This is a genomic window from Serratia sp. CY27727, from assembly GCF_052169275.1.
Lineage (GTDB): Bacteria > Pseudomonadota > Gammaproteobacteria > Enterobacterales > Enterobacteriaceae > Serratia > Serratia sarumanii.
In genome coordinates, this window is the sequence record NZ_JBJNLB010000002.1 from 20,556 (window position 1) to 35,967 (window position 15,412).

At 61.8% G+C, this 15,412-nt stretch carries 16 protein-coding genes; 12 read left to right on the forward strand and 4 right to left on the reverse strand.

The window, feature by feature from the left end; all coding sequences use genetic code 11:
- Nucleotides 1–23: 23 nt before the first annotated feature.
- Nucleotides 24–2,264 carry a TonB-dependent receptor domain-containing protein gene (locus tag ACJ8HB_RS04985; protein WP_060424426.1) on the forward strand — a complete coding sequence of 747 codons (2,241 nt, stop codon included), beginning with the start codon at nt 24–26 and terminating at the stop codon, nt 2,262–2,264.
- Between the two features lie 30 nt (nt 2,265–2,294).
- Here ACJ8HB_RS04985 and ACJ8HB_RS04990 read toward each other — a convergent pair whose 3' ends face one another.
- The 3 genes from ACJ8HB_RS04990 to amiA all read right to left on the reverse strand — a co-directional run bounded on the left by ACJ8HB_RS04990 (nt 2,295) and on the right by amiA (nt 4,617).
- On the reverse strand, nt 2,295–2,750 hold the full coding sequence (locus tag ACJ8HB_RS04990; protein WP_004936514.1) for a YaiI/YqxD family protein: 456 nt from the start codon (nt 2,748–2,750) through the stop codon (nt 2,295–2,297).
- Nucleotides 2,750–3,670, reverse strand: a complete 921-nt coding sequence (gene hemF, locus ACJ8HB_RS04995; protein ID WP_094859996.1) for an oxygen-dependent coproporphyrinogen oxidase — start codon at nt 3,668–3,670, stop codon at nt 2,750–2,752. Before hemF ends, ACJ8HB_RS04990 begins: the two co-directional genes overlap by 1 nt.
- A 65-nt stretch (nt 3,671–3,735) precedes the next feature.
- On the reverse strand, nt 3,736–4,617 hold the full coding sequence (gene amiA, locus ACJ8HB_RS05000; RefSeq protein ID WP_033654993.1) for an N-acetylmuramoyl-L-alanine amidase AmiA: 882 nt from the start codon (nt 4,615–4,617) through the stop codon (nt 3,736–3,738).
- Between the two features lie 204 nt (nt 4,618–4,821).
- Between amiA and ACJ8HB_RS05005 the strand changes: the two genes are divergently transcribed.
- Nucleotides 4,822–5,247, forward strand: coding sequence for a GNAT family acetyltransferase (locus ACJ8HB_RS05005; protein WP_004936504.1), 426 nt, complete (start codon nt 4,822–4,824; stop codon nt 5,245–5,247).
- A 42-nt stretch (nt 5,248–5,289) separates the two neighbouring features.
- Here ACJ8HB_RS05005 and ACJ8HB_RS05010 read toward each other — a convergent pair whose 3' ends face one another.
- Nucleotides 5,290–5,688 (reverse strand): YgiW/YdeI family stress tolerance OB fold protein, encoded by a 399-nt coding sequence (locus ACJ8HB_RS05010; RefSeq protein ID WP_004936500.1) that lies wholly within the window; start codon nt 5,686–5,688, stop codon nt 5,290–5,292.
- A 178-nt stretch (nt 5,689–5,866) separates the two neighbouring features.
- On the opposite strand from ACJ8HB_RS05010, the gene ACJ8HB_RS05015 reads away from it, so the two are divergent.
- The 10 genes from ACJ8HB_RS05015 to ACJ8HB_RS05060 all read left to right on the forward strand — a co-directional run bounded on the left by ACJ8HB_RS05015 (nt 5,867) and on the right by ACJ8HB_RS05060 (nt 15,406).
- Nucleotides 5,867–6,331 (forward strand): DUF2919 domain-containing protein, encoded by a 465-nt coding sequence (locus ACJ8HB_RS05015; RefSeq protein WP_033649848.1) that lies wholly within the window; start codon nt 5,867–5,869, stop codon nt 6,329–6,331.
- 156 nt (nt 6,332–6,487) lie between these two features.
- Nucleotides 6,488–7,075 (forward strand): RpoE-regulated lipoprotein, encoded by a 588-nt coding sequence (locus ACJ8HB_RS05020; RefSeq protein WP_033635465.1) that lies wholly within the window; start codon nt 6,488–6,490, stop codon nt 7,073–7,075.
- Nucleotides 7,076–7,257: 182 nt separating this feature from the next.
- On the forward strand, nt 7,258–8,157 hold the full coding sequence (locus tag ACJ8HB_RS05025; protein ID WP_033649846.1) for a Dyp-type peroxidase: 900 nt from the start codon (nt 7,258–7,260) through the stop codon (nt 8,155–8,157).
- Nucleotides 8,158–8,357: 200 nt separating this feature from the next.
- Nucleotides 8,358–9,380: a sulfate ABC transporter substrate-binding protein gene (locus ACJ8HB_RS05030; protein ID WP_033635463.1), complete on the forward strand. Its 1,023-nt coding sequence runs from the start codon at nt 8,358–8,360 to the stop codon at nt 9,378–9,380.
- The gene (cysT, locus tag ACJ8HB_RS05035; protein ID WP_019453852.1) at nt 9,381–10,220 is read left to right on the forward strand and encodes a sulfate/thiosulfate ABC transporter permease CysT; all 840 of its coding nucleotides are present in this window, start codon (nt 9,381–9,383) and stop codon (nt 10,218–10,220) included.
- Nucleotides 10,220–11,095, forward strand: a complete 876-nt coding sequence (gene cysW / locus ACJ8HB_RS05040; RefSeq protein ID WP_033635461.1) for a sulfate/thiosulfate ABC transporter permease CysW — start codon at nt 10,220–10,222, stop codon at nt 11,093–11,095. Before cysT ends, cysW begins: the two co-directional genes overlap by 1 nt.
- Nucleotides 11,085–12,173: a sulfate/thiosulfate ABC transporter ATP-binding protein CysA gene (gene cysA / locus ACJ8HB_RS05045; RefSeq protein ID WP_033635460.1), complete on the forward strand. Its 1,089-nt coding sequence runs from the start codon at nt 11,085–11,087 to the stop codon at nt 12,171–12,173. The genes cysW and cysA overlap by 11 nt, the downstream gene beginning before the upstream one ends.
- Before the next feature lie 81 nt (nt 12,174–12,254).
- Nucleotides 12,255–13,136, forward strand: coding sequence for a cysteine synthase CysM (gene cysM / locus ACJ8HB_RS05050; protein WP_033638551.1), 882 nt, complete (start codon nt 12,255–12,257; stop codon nt 13,134–13,136).
- Nucleotides 13,137–13,393: 257 nt separating this feature from the next.
- Nucleotides 13,394–14,074, forward strand: coding sequence for a response regulator transcription factor (locus ACJ8HB_RS05055; RefSeq protein ID WP_033635459.1), 681 nt, complete (start codon nt 13,394–13,396; stop codon nt 14,072–14,074).
- Between the two features lie 6 nt (nt 14,075–14,080).
- Entirely contained in the window at nt 14,081–15,406 is a 1,326-nt protein-coding gene (locus ACJ8HB_RS05060) for an ATP-binding protein (protein ID WP_033649842.1), read from the forward strand.
- Nucleotides 15,407–15,412: the final 6 nt, after the last annotated feature.

Sequence of the window (15,412 nt, forward strand, 5' to 3'; positions counted from 1 at the left end):
TTATTGGCTATTTCTGGGGATATATGAAAATCAAAATGATAGCGAGCCTGATCGGCGCGGGACTGGCGCTGTACGGGCCGGCTGCGGCCGCGCAGGAACAGGCGGAAAATAATAAAGGCAGCGTGGCGTTCAGCCCGCTCAACGTCTCGGCCGCCGACAGCGGCAACAGCAGCGAAAAAGACGCGTTGGCGAGGCCAGGTGCGTTCAGCTCGCGCGACGAAAACAAGAATCTGGAGTCGGTGGACAGCATTCTGCGCAGCATGCCGGGCACCTATACCCAGATCGATCCCGGCCAGGGATCGGTCAGCGTCAATATCCGCGGCCTGAGCGGCTTTGGCCGGGTCAACACCATGGTCGACGGCATCACCCAAAACTACTACGGCAACTCGCCGAGCGACGCAGCGCACGGGGGATTGCCCACCAGCCAGTTCGGGGCGCTGATCGATCCTAACTTTATCGTCGGCGTCGACGTGGCGCGCGGCAATGCCACCGGCTCCGCTGGGGTGAACGCCCTGGCGGGCAGCGCCAACTTCCGCACTATCGGCGTGGACGACGTAGTATTTTCCGATAACCCGTTCGGCGTGCGCACCAAATTCTCGGTGGGCAATAACGGCATCGGCCGCAGCGGCATGATCGCCGTGGGTGCCAAAACCGCCGCCTTTGCCGATGGCGGCAGCCTGGGGGCGATGGCGGCCATCAGCGGCAGCTCCATCACCTCCAACTACAAAAACGGCGCCGGTTTCGACAGCGAGGTGTTCAACGTCGATAAAACCTACCGCCAGAACCCGAAATCCCAGCTGTTCAAGGTGGACATCAAGCCGGATGCCTTTAACAGCATCGAACTGTCGGCGCGCAGCTACCAGAATAAAATCACCCGCCGCCACATCGACAGCGACGATTTTTACCTTAAATATCACTACGCGCCGTTCTCGGAACTGATCGATTTCAACCTGACCGCCAGTACCAGCCGCGGCAAGCAGCAATTTATGTCCGACAACATGGCGGGATTCAGCGACAGCACGGCGAAAAACATCTCCGATGCGCTGGATATCAACAACACCAGCCGTTTCAGCCTGCAGGATGTCGATTTCGCCTTCAGCTACGGCGGCAAGCTGGTGCGCAACGAGTATAAGAAAAAGGCCTCCGGTTTGGTGACGGATGACAATCAGGCGGAAAGCATGCCGGTGGGCATTGCCGGCAAACAAGATATCTCCAGCCTGTACAGTGGGTTGCAGGCCAATTACGGCATCTGGCAGGGGAATTTCGATCTGAACTACACCGCCTATCGCCTCTCCGGCTATAAGCCGGCCTGTGACGAACGCGTAGAGTGCTTCCCGCAGGGCGCCAGCAATATCACTCGCAATGAACAGGGTTTCAATCCGTCGGTCATGCTGTCGGCGCAGGTGACGCCGTGGCTGCAGCCGTTCGTCAGCTACAGCAAGTCGATGCGCGGGCCGAATATCCAGGAGGTGTTCTTCGCCAACAGCGGCGGCCAGTCGATGAACCCGTTCCTGAAAGGCGAAAAAGCGGAGACCTGGCAGGGCGGTTTCAACGCCAATGCCCACGATCTGTTGTTCAAGCAGGACAGCTTCCAACTGAAAGCGGTCTATTTCGAAACCAGGATCAAAAACTACATATCCAGCCAAACCTACCTGGTGTGTAAAAACCGCCAGAAGTGTAACCGTTCGCAGGCGACGCAGGAGGAGTGGGATAACGCGGATGTCAACGTCAGCATGACCATGTACAGCAACGCCCCAGAACCGGTCAAAATGCGCGGGGTGGAGCTCGAAGCGCTGTACGACGCCGGTTTCGCCTTTACCAAGCTGTCGTTAAGCAAGGAGCATACCTCCCAGCCGACCAACCAGGCCAGCAACGTGTTCGGCGCGGGTGATGTCAGTGAACTGCCGGAATTCTACTTCACGCTGGACAGCGGGGTGCGCCTGCTGGACGAGACATTGACGCTGGGCGGGGTGGTGAAATACACCGGCAAATCGGTGCGCCTGTCGCCTGATTCCACTCTCGATGAAAACGAACAGTTGATGAAGGAGCCGGCGCCGCATATTCCGACCATTATCGATCTGTACGGCACCTATCAGGTGAATCGCAATCTGCTGCTGAAGCTCAGCGTGCAAAACCTGATGGACAAGGACTACTCGGACGCGCTGAACAAGATGAATTCGCTGCCTTCGCAGTCACAAGATTTCACGCCGACCAACACCGCCCGTGGGCGGACTTATATCTTCGGGGGGGAGTTGCGCTTCTAAACCGCAGCAGAGCAGGGCGCAGTTCATTCATCACTGCGCCCGCTTTGCCTGCAGCAGCCATTTGTCCAGCTCGTTGGCGAACTGCTGGCGGTCGCGCTGGTTCAGGGCGTTCGGGCCGCCGGTCTGGATGCCGCTGGCGCGCAGGGTATCCATAAAATCGCGCATGTTGAGGCGCTCGCGGATGGTGTCCGGCGTATAGCGTTCGCCGCGCGGGTTCAGCGCTACCGCGCCTTTCTCTATCACCTCCGCCGCCAGCGGAATGTCGGCGGTGATCACCAGATCGCCCGCTTCGCAGCGGCGCACGATCTCGTTGTCGGCCACGTCGAAGCCGGCCGCCACCTGCAGCGAACGGATGTACTTCGACGGCGGCGTGCGCAATGGTTGGTTCGCCACCAGCGTCACGGTGATGGCGGTACGATCGGCGGCGCGGAACAGCACCTCTTTGATCACGTTCGGACAGGCGTCTGCATCGACCCAAATCTGCATCATTTCGGCTCCTGCAGCCAGTCGCGCACCGGCAGGAAATCGCGCGCCAGCGCCGCTTCCGGGCTGTTGTCTTCCGGCTGGTAGTTATATTCCCAACGCACCAGCGGCGGCATCGACATCAGAATGGACTCGGTGCGCCCGCCGGTTTGCAGCCCGAACAGCGTGCCGCGATCCCACACCAGGTTGAACTCCACGTAGCGGCCGCGGCGATACAGCTGGAACTGGCGCTCGCGCTCGCCCCAGGTCAAGGCCTTACGTTTTTCCACGATCGGCAGATAGGCGTCGAGGAAGCCCTGGCCCACCGCGCGGGTGAAGGCGAAGCAGTGGTCGAAGTCCGGGGTGTTCAGATCGTCATAGAACAGGCCGCCGATGCCGCGCGCTTCGTTGCGGTGCTTGATGAAGAAGTAATCGTCGCACCACTGTTTGTATTTGGGGTAGACCTCGTCGCCGAACGGCGCGCACAGCTCGGCCGCGGTGCGGTGCCAATGCACGGCATCCTCTGCGAAACCGTAGAACGGCGTCAGATCAAAGCCGCCGCCGAACCACCACACCGGCACCTCGCCCGGCTTTTCGGCGATGAAGAAGCGCACGTTGGCGTGGCTGGTGGGCACGTAGGGGCTGAGCGGGTGGATAACCAATGAGACGCCCATCGCCTGGAAGCTGCGCCCGGCCAGCTCCGGACGGTGCGCGGTCGCCGAGGCCGGCAGGGTGGCGCCGGAGACGTGCGAGAAGTTGACCCCCGCCTGTTCGAACACCGCGCCGTTGGTCAGCACGCGGCTGCGGCCACCGCCGCCTTCTTCACGCGTCCATTGGTCTTCGGTGAACACGGCGCCGCCGTCGGCCTGGGCGAGCTGCGCGCAGATGTGATCCTGCAGCGCCAGCAGGAAGGATTTTACTTCAGCGATGTTAGGTAAACTCATGCGGGGTCTTTATAGCGTCTGGCTGAACAAGGCGCTGAGTATACTCTTATTCGCCGCCCGCGGCATCAGCGGGGTTTGCGCTGGTGGGCGTCGAAGTAGTCGAAGAAGTTGACGATGCCGTCCGCGATGGCGCGGGCTATTTTCTCGCGAAACGCGGTGGTGCCCAGCAGCCGCTCTTCGTTCGGGTTGGTGATGAACGAGGTTTCCACCAGCACCGAGGGAATGGACGGCGATTTCAACACCGCAAACGCCGCCTGTTCGGTGCTGTCGCTGTGCAGATGGTGTACTGGGCGAATTTGGCCGAGCACGTGGCGGCCGAGCGTCAGGCTGTTGTTGATGGTGTCGGTTTGCACCAGATCGAACAGCACCTGCTGCAGGTAGTTGTCCTGATCCTTGTATTTACCGCCCGCCACGTCGTCGGCGGCGTTTTCACGGTTGGACAGGTAGCGCGCCATGGCGCTGCTGGCGCCGCGGTTGGACAGGGCGAACACCGAAGCGCCGGAGGCCGACGGGCTGGTGAAGCCGTCGGCGTGAATCGAAATGAACAGGTCGGCCTGGTGCTGGTGGGCGATCTCCACCCGCTGGAACAGCGGAATGAACTCGTCTTCTTCACGCGTCAGGCGCGCCTCGACGTGATCGCGCTCATGCAGGAAACGGCGCACGTGGTTGGCAATTTCCAGCACGATGTGTTTTTCCTGCGAGCCTTCGTGGCCGACCGCGCCGGAGTCGATGCCGCCGTGGCCGGGATCGATCATCACCAGCTTCTTGGCACCGGCCGGTTTCGCCGCCGGCTTGCTGTGCTGATTGCGCAGCAGGCCTTCCGCCCTGGCGCGTTGGCTTTTCACGCCGAGCAGCGCCACTGCCAGGCCGGAAAGCAAAAGTTGGCGTCGCGTCGGGGAAACGGCAAGCGGTTTAAAATTGAGGAAGGGTTTACCCTGCTTTTTCATTACGCAACGCTCCGTCGACGTTTCTATTTTGCGACGTTATATCGTATTGATAATCATTAATCGACCCGATAACTATTTCCATTTATTACGCCTGTTACCGGCGATTTCTGGGCAAATAGCGCGGTAAATCGCAGTTTGATATTGCGTAAGTGAATAATCACGCGATAATCAGATAAACACCTTAATTAACAGCGGCCAACATCGATGGAAATTCGCGTATTTCGACAAGACGACTTTGAAGAAGTCATTACCCTGTGGGAGCGCTGCGATCTGCTGCGGCCCTGGAACGATCCGGAAATGGACATCGAGCGCAAGCTGAACCACGATCCGGAGCTGTTCCTGGTGGCGGAAGTCGGCGGCGAAGTGGTCGGTTCGGTGATGGGCGGCTATGACGGCCACCGCGGCTCGGCGTATTACCTCGGGGTGCATCCCGACTATCGCGGGCGCGGCATCGCCAATGCGTTGATCAACCGTCTGGAGAAGAAATTGATCGCCCGTGGCTGCCCGAAAATCCAGATTATGGTGCGCGAAGACAACGACACGGTGGTCGAGATGTACGAGAAACTCGGCTACGAGATCCAGGGCATCACCAGCCTGGGTAAGCGGCTGATCGAAGATCAGGAATATTGAGCGGGCGGCGGGCGGCGGCGTTGCACCGCCCGCCGCAGTGCATTACGGCAGTTTTTTGACGGTTTTCACGTCCACTTCGACGCTGCTCCAGTCTTTATCCACTTTGCCTTCCAACTGCACCTTGTCTTTCGGCGTAACGGTTTGGCCGTTCCAGCGCTTGCGATCGATTTCGACCGTCAGCGTGCCGGTGGCATCGCGGAAGGTATAGGTGTCGTCGCCGATGCGCTGCTCGATATTGCCCTGCAGCATCACCCAGGTGTCGTCGCTCAGCGATTTCACCTTGTCCACGGTGGTCAGCGCCGCGCTGGGGCCGGAGAAACCGCCCTGAGGCGCGGGTTGCGTTTGGGCCTGCGGCGCGGCCGGATCGAGGAACCCGCCTTGCTGCGCCAGTACCGGTGCGCTGCACAGCGCGATCAGAGCGGCCAGAGTCAGTTTTTTCATGTTGCGCTTCCTTATCATCGTTATCGAAAATCACATCCCGCTGATATCGGGCTGCTTGTTAAGTGCTAACGATTAAAACACACCGATCTTAAGAGCTTCTTAAGCCGACGCATTGAAATTCTCGCCGCCGGCGCCCATCTGTAGCCATAGTCTTTATTCTGTTGGCAAGGAACGATCGTTGAAGCCATTCTCACCCCGGTTTTCCCCGGACGATTACGACCAGCACGGCGCTCTGCGGCTGCCGCTGGGATTTTGGGCCGTGTTGATTTTGCAGGCGCGCACCTGGCTGCTGTTCGTGATGGCCGGCGCTTCGCGCGAGCAGGGCGAAAGCTTGCTGGCGCTATTTTATCCGGATACCCAACGTTTTTGGTACGGCATGCTGCTCGGCCTGCCGGCGGCGCTGGCGTTTTTGCTGAGCGGCCGCCGCCACCAATGGCCGCGGCTGTGGCGCGGCTGGCGCTGGGGGCTGGCTGTCTCCCTGCTGGCGTCGCTCGGCGGCTCGCTGTTCAGCCTGTGGCACCAGGACGGCGATGCGCCGGGGCTGGAGCTGGCGTTGGCGCTGCTCGATGCGCTGGCGCTAAGCTATCTGTTGCTGAATGCGCGCCTGAAAGCCTGCTTTGCGCCGGCGGAGCACGCCGACTAATTGCCGAGAAGTGCGGCACTTTTCGCATTTTCCGCACTCCAAGCTGGCAACCGTTGGCGTAGTGCGAGCCGTTGTGAGAGGCTGGCACGCAGCAAAATGCCGAGTGCGGCGGGGGCGGGTTACCGCCCCGTGCCATTGATGTTTAAGGAGCTAGAGATGAATATTCGCCCCCTGCTGTTAGGGCTTCCGCTGTTACTGACCGGCTGTTCGAGCATGTCCAATTTCTCCTGGTCCAGCCTGTCGCCGTTCAACTGGTTCGGCAGCAGCCTGGAGGTCGGCGCCAAGGGCGTCGGCAAGCTCAACGCCGGCACGCCGATGTCGGAAAGCGCCATCAACGACGGGCTGGACGGCAACTACCGCCTGCGCGGCGGCATGGCGACCAGCAACGGCCAGATCGTCTCTTATTACCAGGCGCTGTCCGGCGACGAGGTGAAGCTGGTGATCACCGGCGAACCGAAAGGGCGCCTGCAGCGGGTAGACGTGCTGGATCCGCAAGTGGCGACGGAGTGGGGCAACAAGCTCGGCACGCCGTTCGGCGACATGTACAGCAAGGCGTTCGGTTCCTGTAAACCGGGCAGCGGCGAAGACGCCGGTAAAGTGGAGTGCGTGGCGGAGCAGAGCAAGTACGTCACCTACATCTTCAGCGGCAAGTGGGCCGGGGCGCAGGATATCATCCCGCCGGACGACACCCTGAAAAGCTGGACGGTCAGCAAAATCATCTGGCACGCCAAGCCGCAGCAGTAACGCGTTCAACGGGCGTCGGTTCGCGGCGCCTGTCTTTTCAAGCCATTACCCCTATTTTCTTTGCGCTGCTGCAAGGCAATCGCCCGTGCTTGCGGTATGATAGCGCGCGTTTGTAACAGGGAACCCGCGCGTCAACCGCCATACCTTACCTGTTGCCGGATTCTGGTATTGAGGATAACAACATGACACAGGTTCAGAGCGGCATTCTGCTGGAGCACTGCCGTTTCGCCATTTTTATGGAAGCCAGCGTACAGGGCGAATTCGCCGACTTGCGCCAGGGCTGCAAGCAGTTTTGTCAGACGCTGAGCGAGCTGCAGCAGCAGTTCCCCGATGCACGCCTCGGCGCGGTGATCGCTTTCGGCTACGACGTTTGGCACGATCTCTCCAGCGGCCAGGGCGCGCAAGAGCTGAAGCCGTTCACGCCGCTCGGCAAAGGGCTGGCGCCGGCCACCCAGCGCGATATGCTGATCCACATCCAGTCGCTGCGCCATGACGTCAACTTCACGCTGGCGCAGGCCGCGTTGGCGGCGTTTGGCAACGCCATCAAGATTGAAGAAGAAACCCACGGTTTCCGCTGGGTGGAAGAGCGCGATTTGAGCGGCTTCATCGACGGCACCGAAAATCCGCAGGGCGAGCAGCGCCCGGCAGTGGCGACGATCGCCGAAGGCGAAGAGGACGCAGGCGGCAGCTACGTGCTGGTGCAGCGCTACGAGCACAACCTGCGCCAGTGGCAGCGCTTTACCACCGAACAGCAGGAGCAGATTATCGGCCGCACCAAGCACGACAGCGAAGAGCTGCCGGCCGACCAGCGCCCAGATACCTCGCACGTCAGCCGCGTCGATCTGAAAGAGAACGGCAAAGGCCTGAAAATTCTGCGCCAGAGCCTGCCTTACGGCACCGCCAGCGGCAAGCACGGCCTGTTCTTCATCGCGTATTGCGCGCGCCTGCACAATATCGAGCAGCAGCTGCTGAGCATGTTCGGCGATCTGGACGGCAAACGCGACGCCATGCTGCGTTTCAGCCGCGCGGTCACCGGCAGCTACTACTTCGCGCCATCGCTGACGCGCCTGTTGTCACTTTGACGCCGTTGCCGAAGCCGGCACGCCCGGCTTCGGTCCGTTTTCCCGCCCCAAAACGCCTCGCATTCCCTGCCTTATAGCGTTTGATGCTTGTAAATCACTAAACGGTATATAAAAGCGTTACAGCTCCGCACCGAGTTATAAATACACTGGTCGTCAATAAGGCGAAAGCCTGAAGGAATGACTCAGTGATAAGGTGCAGAATGAAACAAAACCGGGTTAAAAATCTCGTGCTGAAAGGTTGGCTGGCGGCTGCGCTGTTGGCGAGCGGCGCCGCGTCGGCGGCGGAATTGCTGAACAGCTCTTATGACGTTTCCCGTGAATTGTTCGTCGCGCTGAATCCCGGCTTTGAACAGCAGTGGAATCAACAGCATCCGAACGACAAGCTGACCATCAAACAATCGCATGCCGGCTCGTCGAAGCAGGCGCTGGCGATCCTGCAGGGTTTGCGCGCCGACGTGGTGACGTATAACCAGGTCACCGACGTGCAAATCCTGCACGATCGCGGGCAGCTGATCCCGGCGGACTGGCAGGCGCGCCTGCCGAACAACAGTTCGCCGTTCTATTCCACCATGGCGTTTCTGGTGCGCAAGGACAACCCGAAGGGCATCCACACCTGGAACGATCTGGTGCGCGACGACGTGAAGCTGGTGTTCCCGAACCCGAAAACCTCCGGCAACGGCCGTTACACCTATCTGGCCGCCTGGGGCGCCGCCAGCCAGGCCGACGGCAACGACGCGGCCAAGACCCGCGCCTTCATGACCCGCTTCCTGAAAAACGTGCTGGTGTTCGATACCGGCGGCCGCGGCGCGACCACCACCTTCGTCGAGCGCGGCTTGGGCGACGTGCTGATCAGCTTCGAGTCCGAAGTGAACAACATCCGCAAGCAGTACGGTGAAGACAAGTACGAAGTGATTGTGCCGCCGGTCGATATTCTGGCGGAGTTCCCGGTGGCCTGGATCGACAAAAACGTCGAGCGCAACGGCACCGAACAGGCGGCCAAAGCCTATCTGAACTATCTCTACAGCCCGGCGGCGCAGCAGGTGATCACCAGTTTCTACTATCGCGTGTATGACCAGAAAGCGATGGCGGCGGCGAAGGGGCAATTCCCGGACACCCAACTGTTCCGCGTGGAAGATCAATTCGGCGGCTGGCCGCAGGTGATGAAAACCCACTTCGCCACCGGCGGCGAGCTGGATCAGCTGTTAGCGGCAGGGCGCAAGTAAATGTTGGCGTTGTCGTCCAGTAAGCGGGTGCTGCCCGGATTTGGCCTCAGCCTCGGCAGCAGCCTGTTTTATACCTGTTTGATCCTGCTGCTGCCGCTCACCGCGCTGGTGATGCAGCTGGCGCAGATGAGCCTGGCGCAATACTGGGAAGTGATTTCCAACCCGCAGGTGGTGGCGGCGTATAAAGTGACGCTGCTGGCGGCCGGCGTCGCCAGCCTGTTCAACGCGGTGTTCGGCATGCTGATGGCCTGGATCCTGACGCGCTACCGTTTTCCCGGCCGTTCGCTGCTGGATGGCCTGATCGATCTGCCGTTCGCGCTGCCGACCGCGGTGGCCGGCCTGACGCTGGCGGGGCTGTTTTCCACCACCGGCTGGTACGGTCAGTGGCTGGCGCACTTCGACATCAAGGTCACCTTTACCTGGCTTGGGATCGCGGTAGCGATGGCGTTCACCAGCCTGCCGTTTGTGGTGCGCACCGTGCAGCCGGTTCTGGAAGAGCTGGGGCCGGAATACGAAGAGGCGGCCGAGACGCTGGGCGCCACGCGCTGGCAGAGCTTCCGCCGCGTGGTGCTGCCCGAGGTGGCGCCGGCATTGTTGGCCGGCACCGCCATTTCCTTTACCCGCAGCCTGGGCGAGTTTGGCGCGGTGATTTTCATCGCCGGCAATATCGCCTGGAAGACGGAAGTGACCTCGCTGATGATTTTTGTGCGTTTACAGGAGTTCGATTATCCGGCGGCCAGCGCCATCGCCTCGGTGATCCTGGCGGCGTCGCTGCTGCTGCTGTTCAGCATTAACGTCTTGCAAAGCCGCTTCGGCAGACGCTTGGGAGGAGGGCACTGATGGCTGATGTTTCCGCCTTCAACGGCGCCGAGCGCCCGCGCGTCAACTGGGGCAAGTGGACGCTGATCGCCATCGGCGCGCTGTTCTCGGTGCTGCTGCTGGTGGTGCCGATGATATCGATTTTCGCCGAGGCCTTTTCCAAAGGATTCGGCGCGATGTGGAGCAACTTGCTCGATCCGGACATGCTGCACGCCATTTGGCTGACGGTGTTGATCGCGCTGATCACCGTGCCGTTCAACCTGGTGTTCGGCACGTTGCTGGCGTGGCTGGTGACGCGCTTCACTTTCCCCGGCCGCCAGCTGCTGCTGACGCTGATCGATATCCCGTTCGCCGTTTCACCGGTGGTGGCGGGGCTGATTTACCTGCTGTTTTACGGCAGCAACGGCCTGCTGGGCGGCTGGCTGGATGCGCATAACATCCAGATCATGTTCTCCTGGCCGGGCATGGTGCTGGTGACCATTTTCGTCACCTGCCCCTTCGTGGTGCGCGAGCTGGTGCCGATGATGCTCAGCCAGGGCAGCCAGGAAGACGAGGCCGCCATTCTGCTGGGGGCGTCCGGCTGGCAAATGTTCCGCCGCGTGACGCTGCCTAACATTCGCTGGGCGCTGCTGTATGGCGTGGTGCTGACCAACGCGCGCGCCATCGGCGAGTTCGGCGCGGTGTCGGTGGTGTCCGGTTCGATTCGCGGCGAAACCTACAGCCTGCCGCTGCAGGTCGAGCTGTTGCAGCAGGATTACAACACCGTCGGCTCCTTTACCGCCGCCGCGCTGTTGACCCTGATGGCGATCGTTACCCTATTTTTGAAGAGCGCGCTGCAGTGGCGTCTGGAACGTCAAAATGCGCGCCTCGAGCGGGAGGAAAATCATGAGCATTGAGATTAACGGCATCAACAAGTACTTCGGTCGCACCAAGGTATTGAACGATATCTCGCTCGATATTGCTTCCGGTGAGATGGTGGCGCTGCTCGGGCCGTCCGGTTCCGGCAAGACCACGCTGCTGCGCATTATCGCCGGGCTGGAAAGCCAGAGCGGCGGCAAGCTGGGCTTCCACGGCACCGACGTCAGCCACATGCACGCGCGCGACAGGCGCGTGGGCTTCGTATTTCAGCACTATGCGCTGTTCCGCCATATGACGGTGTTCGACAACATCGCCTTCGGCCTGACCGTGCTGCCGCGCCGCGAGCGGCCGAACGCCGCGGCGATCAAACAGAAAGTCACCCAGCTGCTGGAAATGGTGCAGCTGGCCCACCTGGCCAACCGCTATCCGTCGCAGCTGTCCGGCGGCCAGAAACAGCGCGTGGCGTTGGCGCGAGCCCTGGCGGTGGAACCGCAAATTCTGCTGCTGGACGAACCGTTCGGCGCGCTGGATGCGCAGGTGCGCAAAGAGCTGCGCCGCTGGCTGCGTCAGCTGCACGAAGAGCTGAAGTTCACCAGCGTGTTCGTCACCCACGATCAGGAAGAGGCGATGGAAGTGGCCGACCGCATCGTGGTGATGAGCCAGGGCAATATCGAACAGGTAGGCTCGCCGGAAGAGATCATGCGCGAACCGGCCAGCCGCTTCGTGCTGGAGTTCATGGGGGAAGTGAACCGCCTGAACGGCGAGATCCGCGGCTCCCAGCTGTTCGTCGGCGCGCACCAGTGGCCGCTGTCGTTCCAGCCGATGCACCAGGGCAGCGTCGATCTGTTCCTGCGCCCGTGGGAAATGGAAGTGGCGACCGAAAGCAGCGAGCGCTGCCCGCTGCCGGTGCAGGTGCTGGAAGTCAGCCCGCGTGGCCACTTCTGGCAGTTGACGGTGCAGCCAATCGGCTGGCATCAGGAGCCGATCGGCGTGGTGTTGCCGGAAGGCAACCCAACCCCGGTGCGCGGCGGCCGTTATTACGTCGGCAGCCTCAATGCGCGGCTGTATGCCGGCGATCAGCTGCTGCAACCTGTTGCGTTAGCCAAAAGCGCCTGATAGGTTTTAGCTGCCCTTTTATTCAAGGCAACCCCCGGGTTGCCTTTTTACTTTACGCACACCAACACACAGGCAAAGATCGTGACAACGCTCGAACAATGCATCGGGAATACCCCGCTGGTACAACTGCAACGGCTGGCCGCCCAGGCGGGCAGCGAGGTATGGGTCAAACTGGAAGGCAATAACCCGGCGGGCTCGGTGAAGGATCGCGCTGCGTTGGCGATGATCCAGCAGGCGGAGCTGCGCGGCGAGATCAAGCCCGGCGACGTGCTGATCGAGGCCACCAGCGGCAACACCGGCATCGCGCTGGCGATGATCGCCGCGCTCAAAGGCTATACGCTGAAGCTGCTGATGCCGGAGAACATGAGCCTGGAGCGGCAGGCGGCGATGCGCGCCTACGGCGCCGAGCTGATCCTGGTCAGCCGTGAACAGGGAATGGAAGGGGCGCGCGATCTGGCGCTGGAGATGCAGCGCCAGGGGCAGGGCAAGGTGCTGGACCAGTTCAACAACCTCGACAACCCCTACGCCCACTTCACCACCACCGGCCCGGAGATCTGGCGCCAGACCGAAGGGCGCATCACCCACTTTGTTTCCAGCATGGGCACCACCGGCACCATTACCGGCGTAGGCGGTTACCTGAAGAGCCAGAATCCGCAGGTGCAGATCATCGGCCTGCAGCCGGCGGAAGGCAGCAGCATCCCCGGCATTCGCCGTTGGGCGCCCGCTTACCTGCCGGGCATTTTCCGCCCGGAGCTGGTGGATCAGGTGCTGGATATCGAGCAGCGCGATGCCGAGCAGACCATGCGCCAGCTGGCGCAGCGTGAAGGCATCTTCTGCGGCGTCAGCTCCGGCGGCGCGGTGGCCGGTGCCCTGCGCGTCGCGGCGGCCCATCCCGGCAGCGTCGTGGTGGCGATCGTCTGCGATCGCGGTGACCGTTACCTCTCCACCGGCGTGTTCGACTGAGCGCTCCGTCCCGGCGGCGCGTTCCGCCGGGAAACCCCCTCTCACTTCCCTTTTGACCGACGGCATATCCGCCCCGCCAGCATGGCGGCTGGCGCCTGCCTGCATGCCAATGCCCTGACTGAAGTAGAGAAATCGCGCGACAGCAGCCACACTAACGGTGGCGAGACGCGAACGGCGATGTGTAAGGATTGAGTAAAACCGGCTGCGGGCCGGCGGAATTGGCGGGAAAATAACGAAAATCGGTGAAGGAGCAAGGCATGAAAATTTTACTGGTCGACGATGACCTGGAGCTTGGCACCATGCTGAGCGAATACCTGACGGGCGAAGGCTTCGACGCCACGCTGGTGCTGACCGGCAAGGCGGGAGTAGAGGGCGCGCTGTCGGGCGACTATACCGCGATGATCCTCGATATCATGCTGCCGGACATGAGCGGCATCGATGTGCTGCGCGACGTGCGTAAAAAGAGCCGGTTGCCGATCATCATGCTGACCGCCAAAGGCGACAACATCGATCGGGTGATTGGCCTGGAGATGGGCGCCGACGATTACATGCCCAAGCCGTGCTACCCGCGCGAACTGGTGGCGCGTCTGCGCGCGGTGCTGCGCCGTTTCGAAGAGCGGCCGCAAGAGGCGGACGACGAGGCCGCCATCAGCTTCGGCGAGCTGACGCTGAACCCTTCAACCCGCAGCAGCGAATGGCGCGGCAAGGCGTTTGATCTGACCGCTTCGGAATTCAATCTGCTGGAGCTGTTGCTGCGCGCGCCGGATCGCGTGGTGTCGAAGGACGAACTGTCCGAGAAGGGGCTGGGGCGCCCGCGCGAGGCCTATGACCGCAGCGTGGACGTGCACATCAGCAATATCCGCCAGAAGCTGAGCGCGTTGGCTGGCAGTAAGCTCATTATCGAGACGGTGCGCAGCATCGGCTATCGCATTCGGTAACCTGATATGCGCGGAAGACTGTTCTGGAAAATTTTGCTCGGCTTTTGGCTGACTTTCCTCATCATGACGCAGGCGCTGTGGGTGGCGTTTTCTCTCTATGGCGATCGCTATGTGCCGCCGGAGAACGCCATGGCGCGGCGGGTGATCGGCCTGCAGCTGGCCTCGGCCGCCACCCAGTTGCGCAGCGGTGGCATGCCGGCGCTGGAAGCCCTGATGCGCGACTGGCCCGAGGACGACAGGCGTTTGCTGTCGGTGACGCCGATGACCCAACCGCCGCCGCCCGCGCCGGAAGAACCGGCGTTTGAAGGGCGGCGGATGCCGAAAGAGATCTCTGCCTGGGTGCAGACCGGGGAAGGGCAGGGATACTGGCTGAGTTATAACGTGCGCGGGCTGCGGGAAGAGTATCGGCCGGAGCGGCGTTCCCACTTCTTCAACATTCCTGCGCCGATGCTGTGGGTCGGCGGGCTGGGCGGTTTGCTGTTCAGCGCCGTACTGGCCTGGAACCTGACCCGGCCGATGCGTCAGCTGCGCGGCGGCCTGGATCGGGTGGCGCAGGGCGATCTCTCGGTACGGCTGTTTCCGAAAATGCGGCGCCGCCATGACGAGCTGTCCGACGTGGCGCGCGATTTCGACACCATGGCCGAGCGGCTGGAGCTGCTGGTCAGCGCCCGCGAGCAGCTGTTGCACGACGTTTCGCATGAGCTGCGTTCGCCGCTGGCGCGCCTGCAGCTGGCGATCGGTCTGGCGCGGCAGAATGCCGGCAATGTCGAAACCTCGCTCAAGCGCATCGAACACGAGTCGGGGCGGCTGGACAAAATGATCGGCGAGCTGCTGGCGTTGTCGCGTACCGAACACAGCAGCCTGCCGGACGAAGAGTATTTCGATCTCTATGGGTTAGTGGACGCGGTGGTGAGCGATGCGCGCTACGAGGCGCAGGTGCCCGGCGTGGATATCGTGCTGCAGGCCGAATCGGACGTGGAGTACACCGTTAAGGGCAATGCGGAGCTGATGCGGCGTGCAGTGGACAACATCGTGCGCAATGCGCTGCGCTTTTCCAGCCACGGCCAGCGGGTGACGGTAGCGCTGACGCGCGTCGATAACCAGTTCCAGATCGCCGTCAGCGATCAGGGGCCGGGGGTCGAGGAGGCGAAGCTGTCGAGCATCTTCGATCCGTTCGTGCGCGTGAAGTCGGCGCTGTCGGGCAAGGGCTACGGCCTGGGGCTGGCGATTACCCGCAAGGTGGTGCTGGCGCACGGCGGCCAGGTTGAGGCGCGCAACGGCGATAAAGAGGGGCTGGTCATTACCCTGCGCATCCCGCGCTGGCCGTCATAACGTAGC

Excerpts from the sequence above, each read along its gene's own strand:
- ACJ8HB_RS04990 (WP_004936514.1), bottom strand. The coding sequence starts at position 2,750 with ATGCAGATTTGGGTCGATGCAGACGCCTGTCCGAACGTGATCAAAGAG.
- ACJ8HB_RS05010 (WP_004936500.1), bottom strand. The coding sequence starts at position 5,688 with ATGAAAAAACTGACTCTGGCCGCTCTGATCGCGCTGTGCAGCGCACCG.
- cysW (WP_033635461.1), top strand. The coding sequence starts at position 10,220 with ATGGCTGATGTTTCCGCCTTCAACGGCGCCGAGCGCCCGCGCGTCAAC.
- amiA (WP_033654993.1), bottom strand. The coding sequence starts at position 4,617 with ATGAAAAAGCAGGGTAAACCCTTCCTCAATTTTAAACCGCTTGCCGTT.
- ACJ8HB_RS05025 (WP_033649846.1), top strand. The coding sequence starts at position 7,258 with ATGACACAGGTTCAGAGCGGCATTCTGCTGGAGCACTGCCGTTTCGCC.
- hemF (WP_094859996.1), bottom strand. The coding sequence starts at position 3,670 with ATGAGTTTACCTAACATCGCTGAAGTAAAATCCTTCCTGCTGGCGCTG.
- ACJ8HB_RS05060 (WP_033649842.1), top strand. The coding sequence starts at position 14,081 with ATGCGCGGAAGACTGTTCTGGAAAATTTTGCTCGGCTTTTGGCTGACT.
- ACJ8HB_RS05005 (WP_004936504.1), top strand. The coding sequence starts at position 4,822 with ATGGAAATTCGCGTATTTCGACAAGACGACTTTGAAGAAGTCATTACC.
- cysA (WP_033635460.1), top strand. The coding sequence starts at position 11,085 with ATGAGCATTGAGATTAACGGCATCAACAAGTACTTCGGTCGCACCAAG.
- ACJ8HB_RS05055 (WP_033635459.1), top strand. The coding sequence starts at position 13,394 with ATGAAAATTTTACTGGTCGACGATGACCTGGAGCTTGGCACCATGCTG.
- ACJ8HB_RS05020 (WP_033635465.1), top strand. The coding sequence starts at position 6,488 with ATGAATATTCGCCCCCTGCTGTTAGGGCTTCCGCTGTTACTGACCGGC.
- ACJ8HB_RS05030 (WP_033635463.1), top strand. The coding sequence starts at position 8,358 with ATGAAACAAAACCGGGTTAAAAATCTCGTGCTGAAAGGTTGGCTGGCG.
- ACJ8HB_RS04985 (WP_060424426.1), top strand. The coding sequence starts at position 24 with ATGAAAATCAAAATGATAGCGAGCCTGATCGGCGCGGGACTGGCGCTG.
- cysT (WP_019453852.1), top strand. The coding sequence starts at position 9,381 with ATGTTGGCGTTGTCGTCCAGTAAGCGGGTGCTGCCCGGATTTGGCCTC.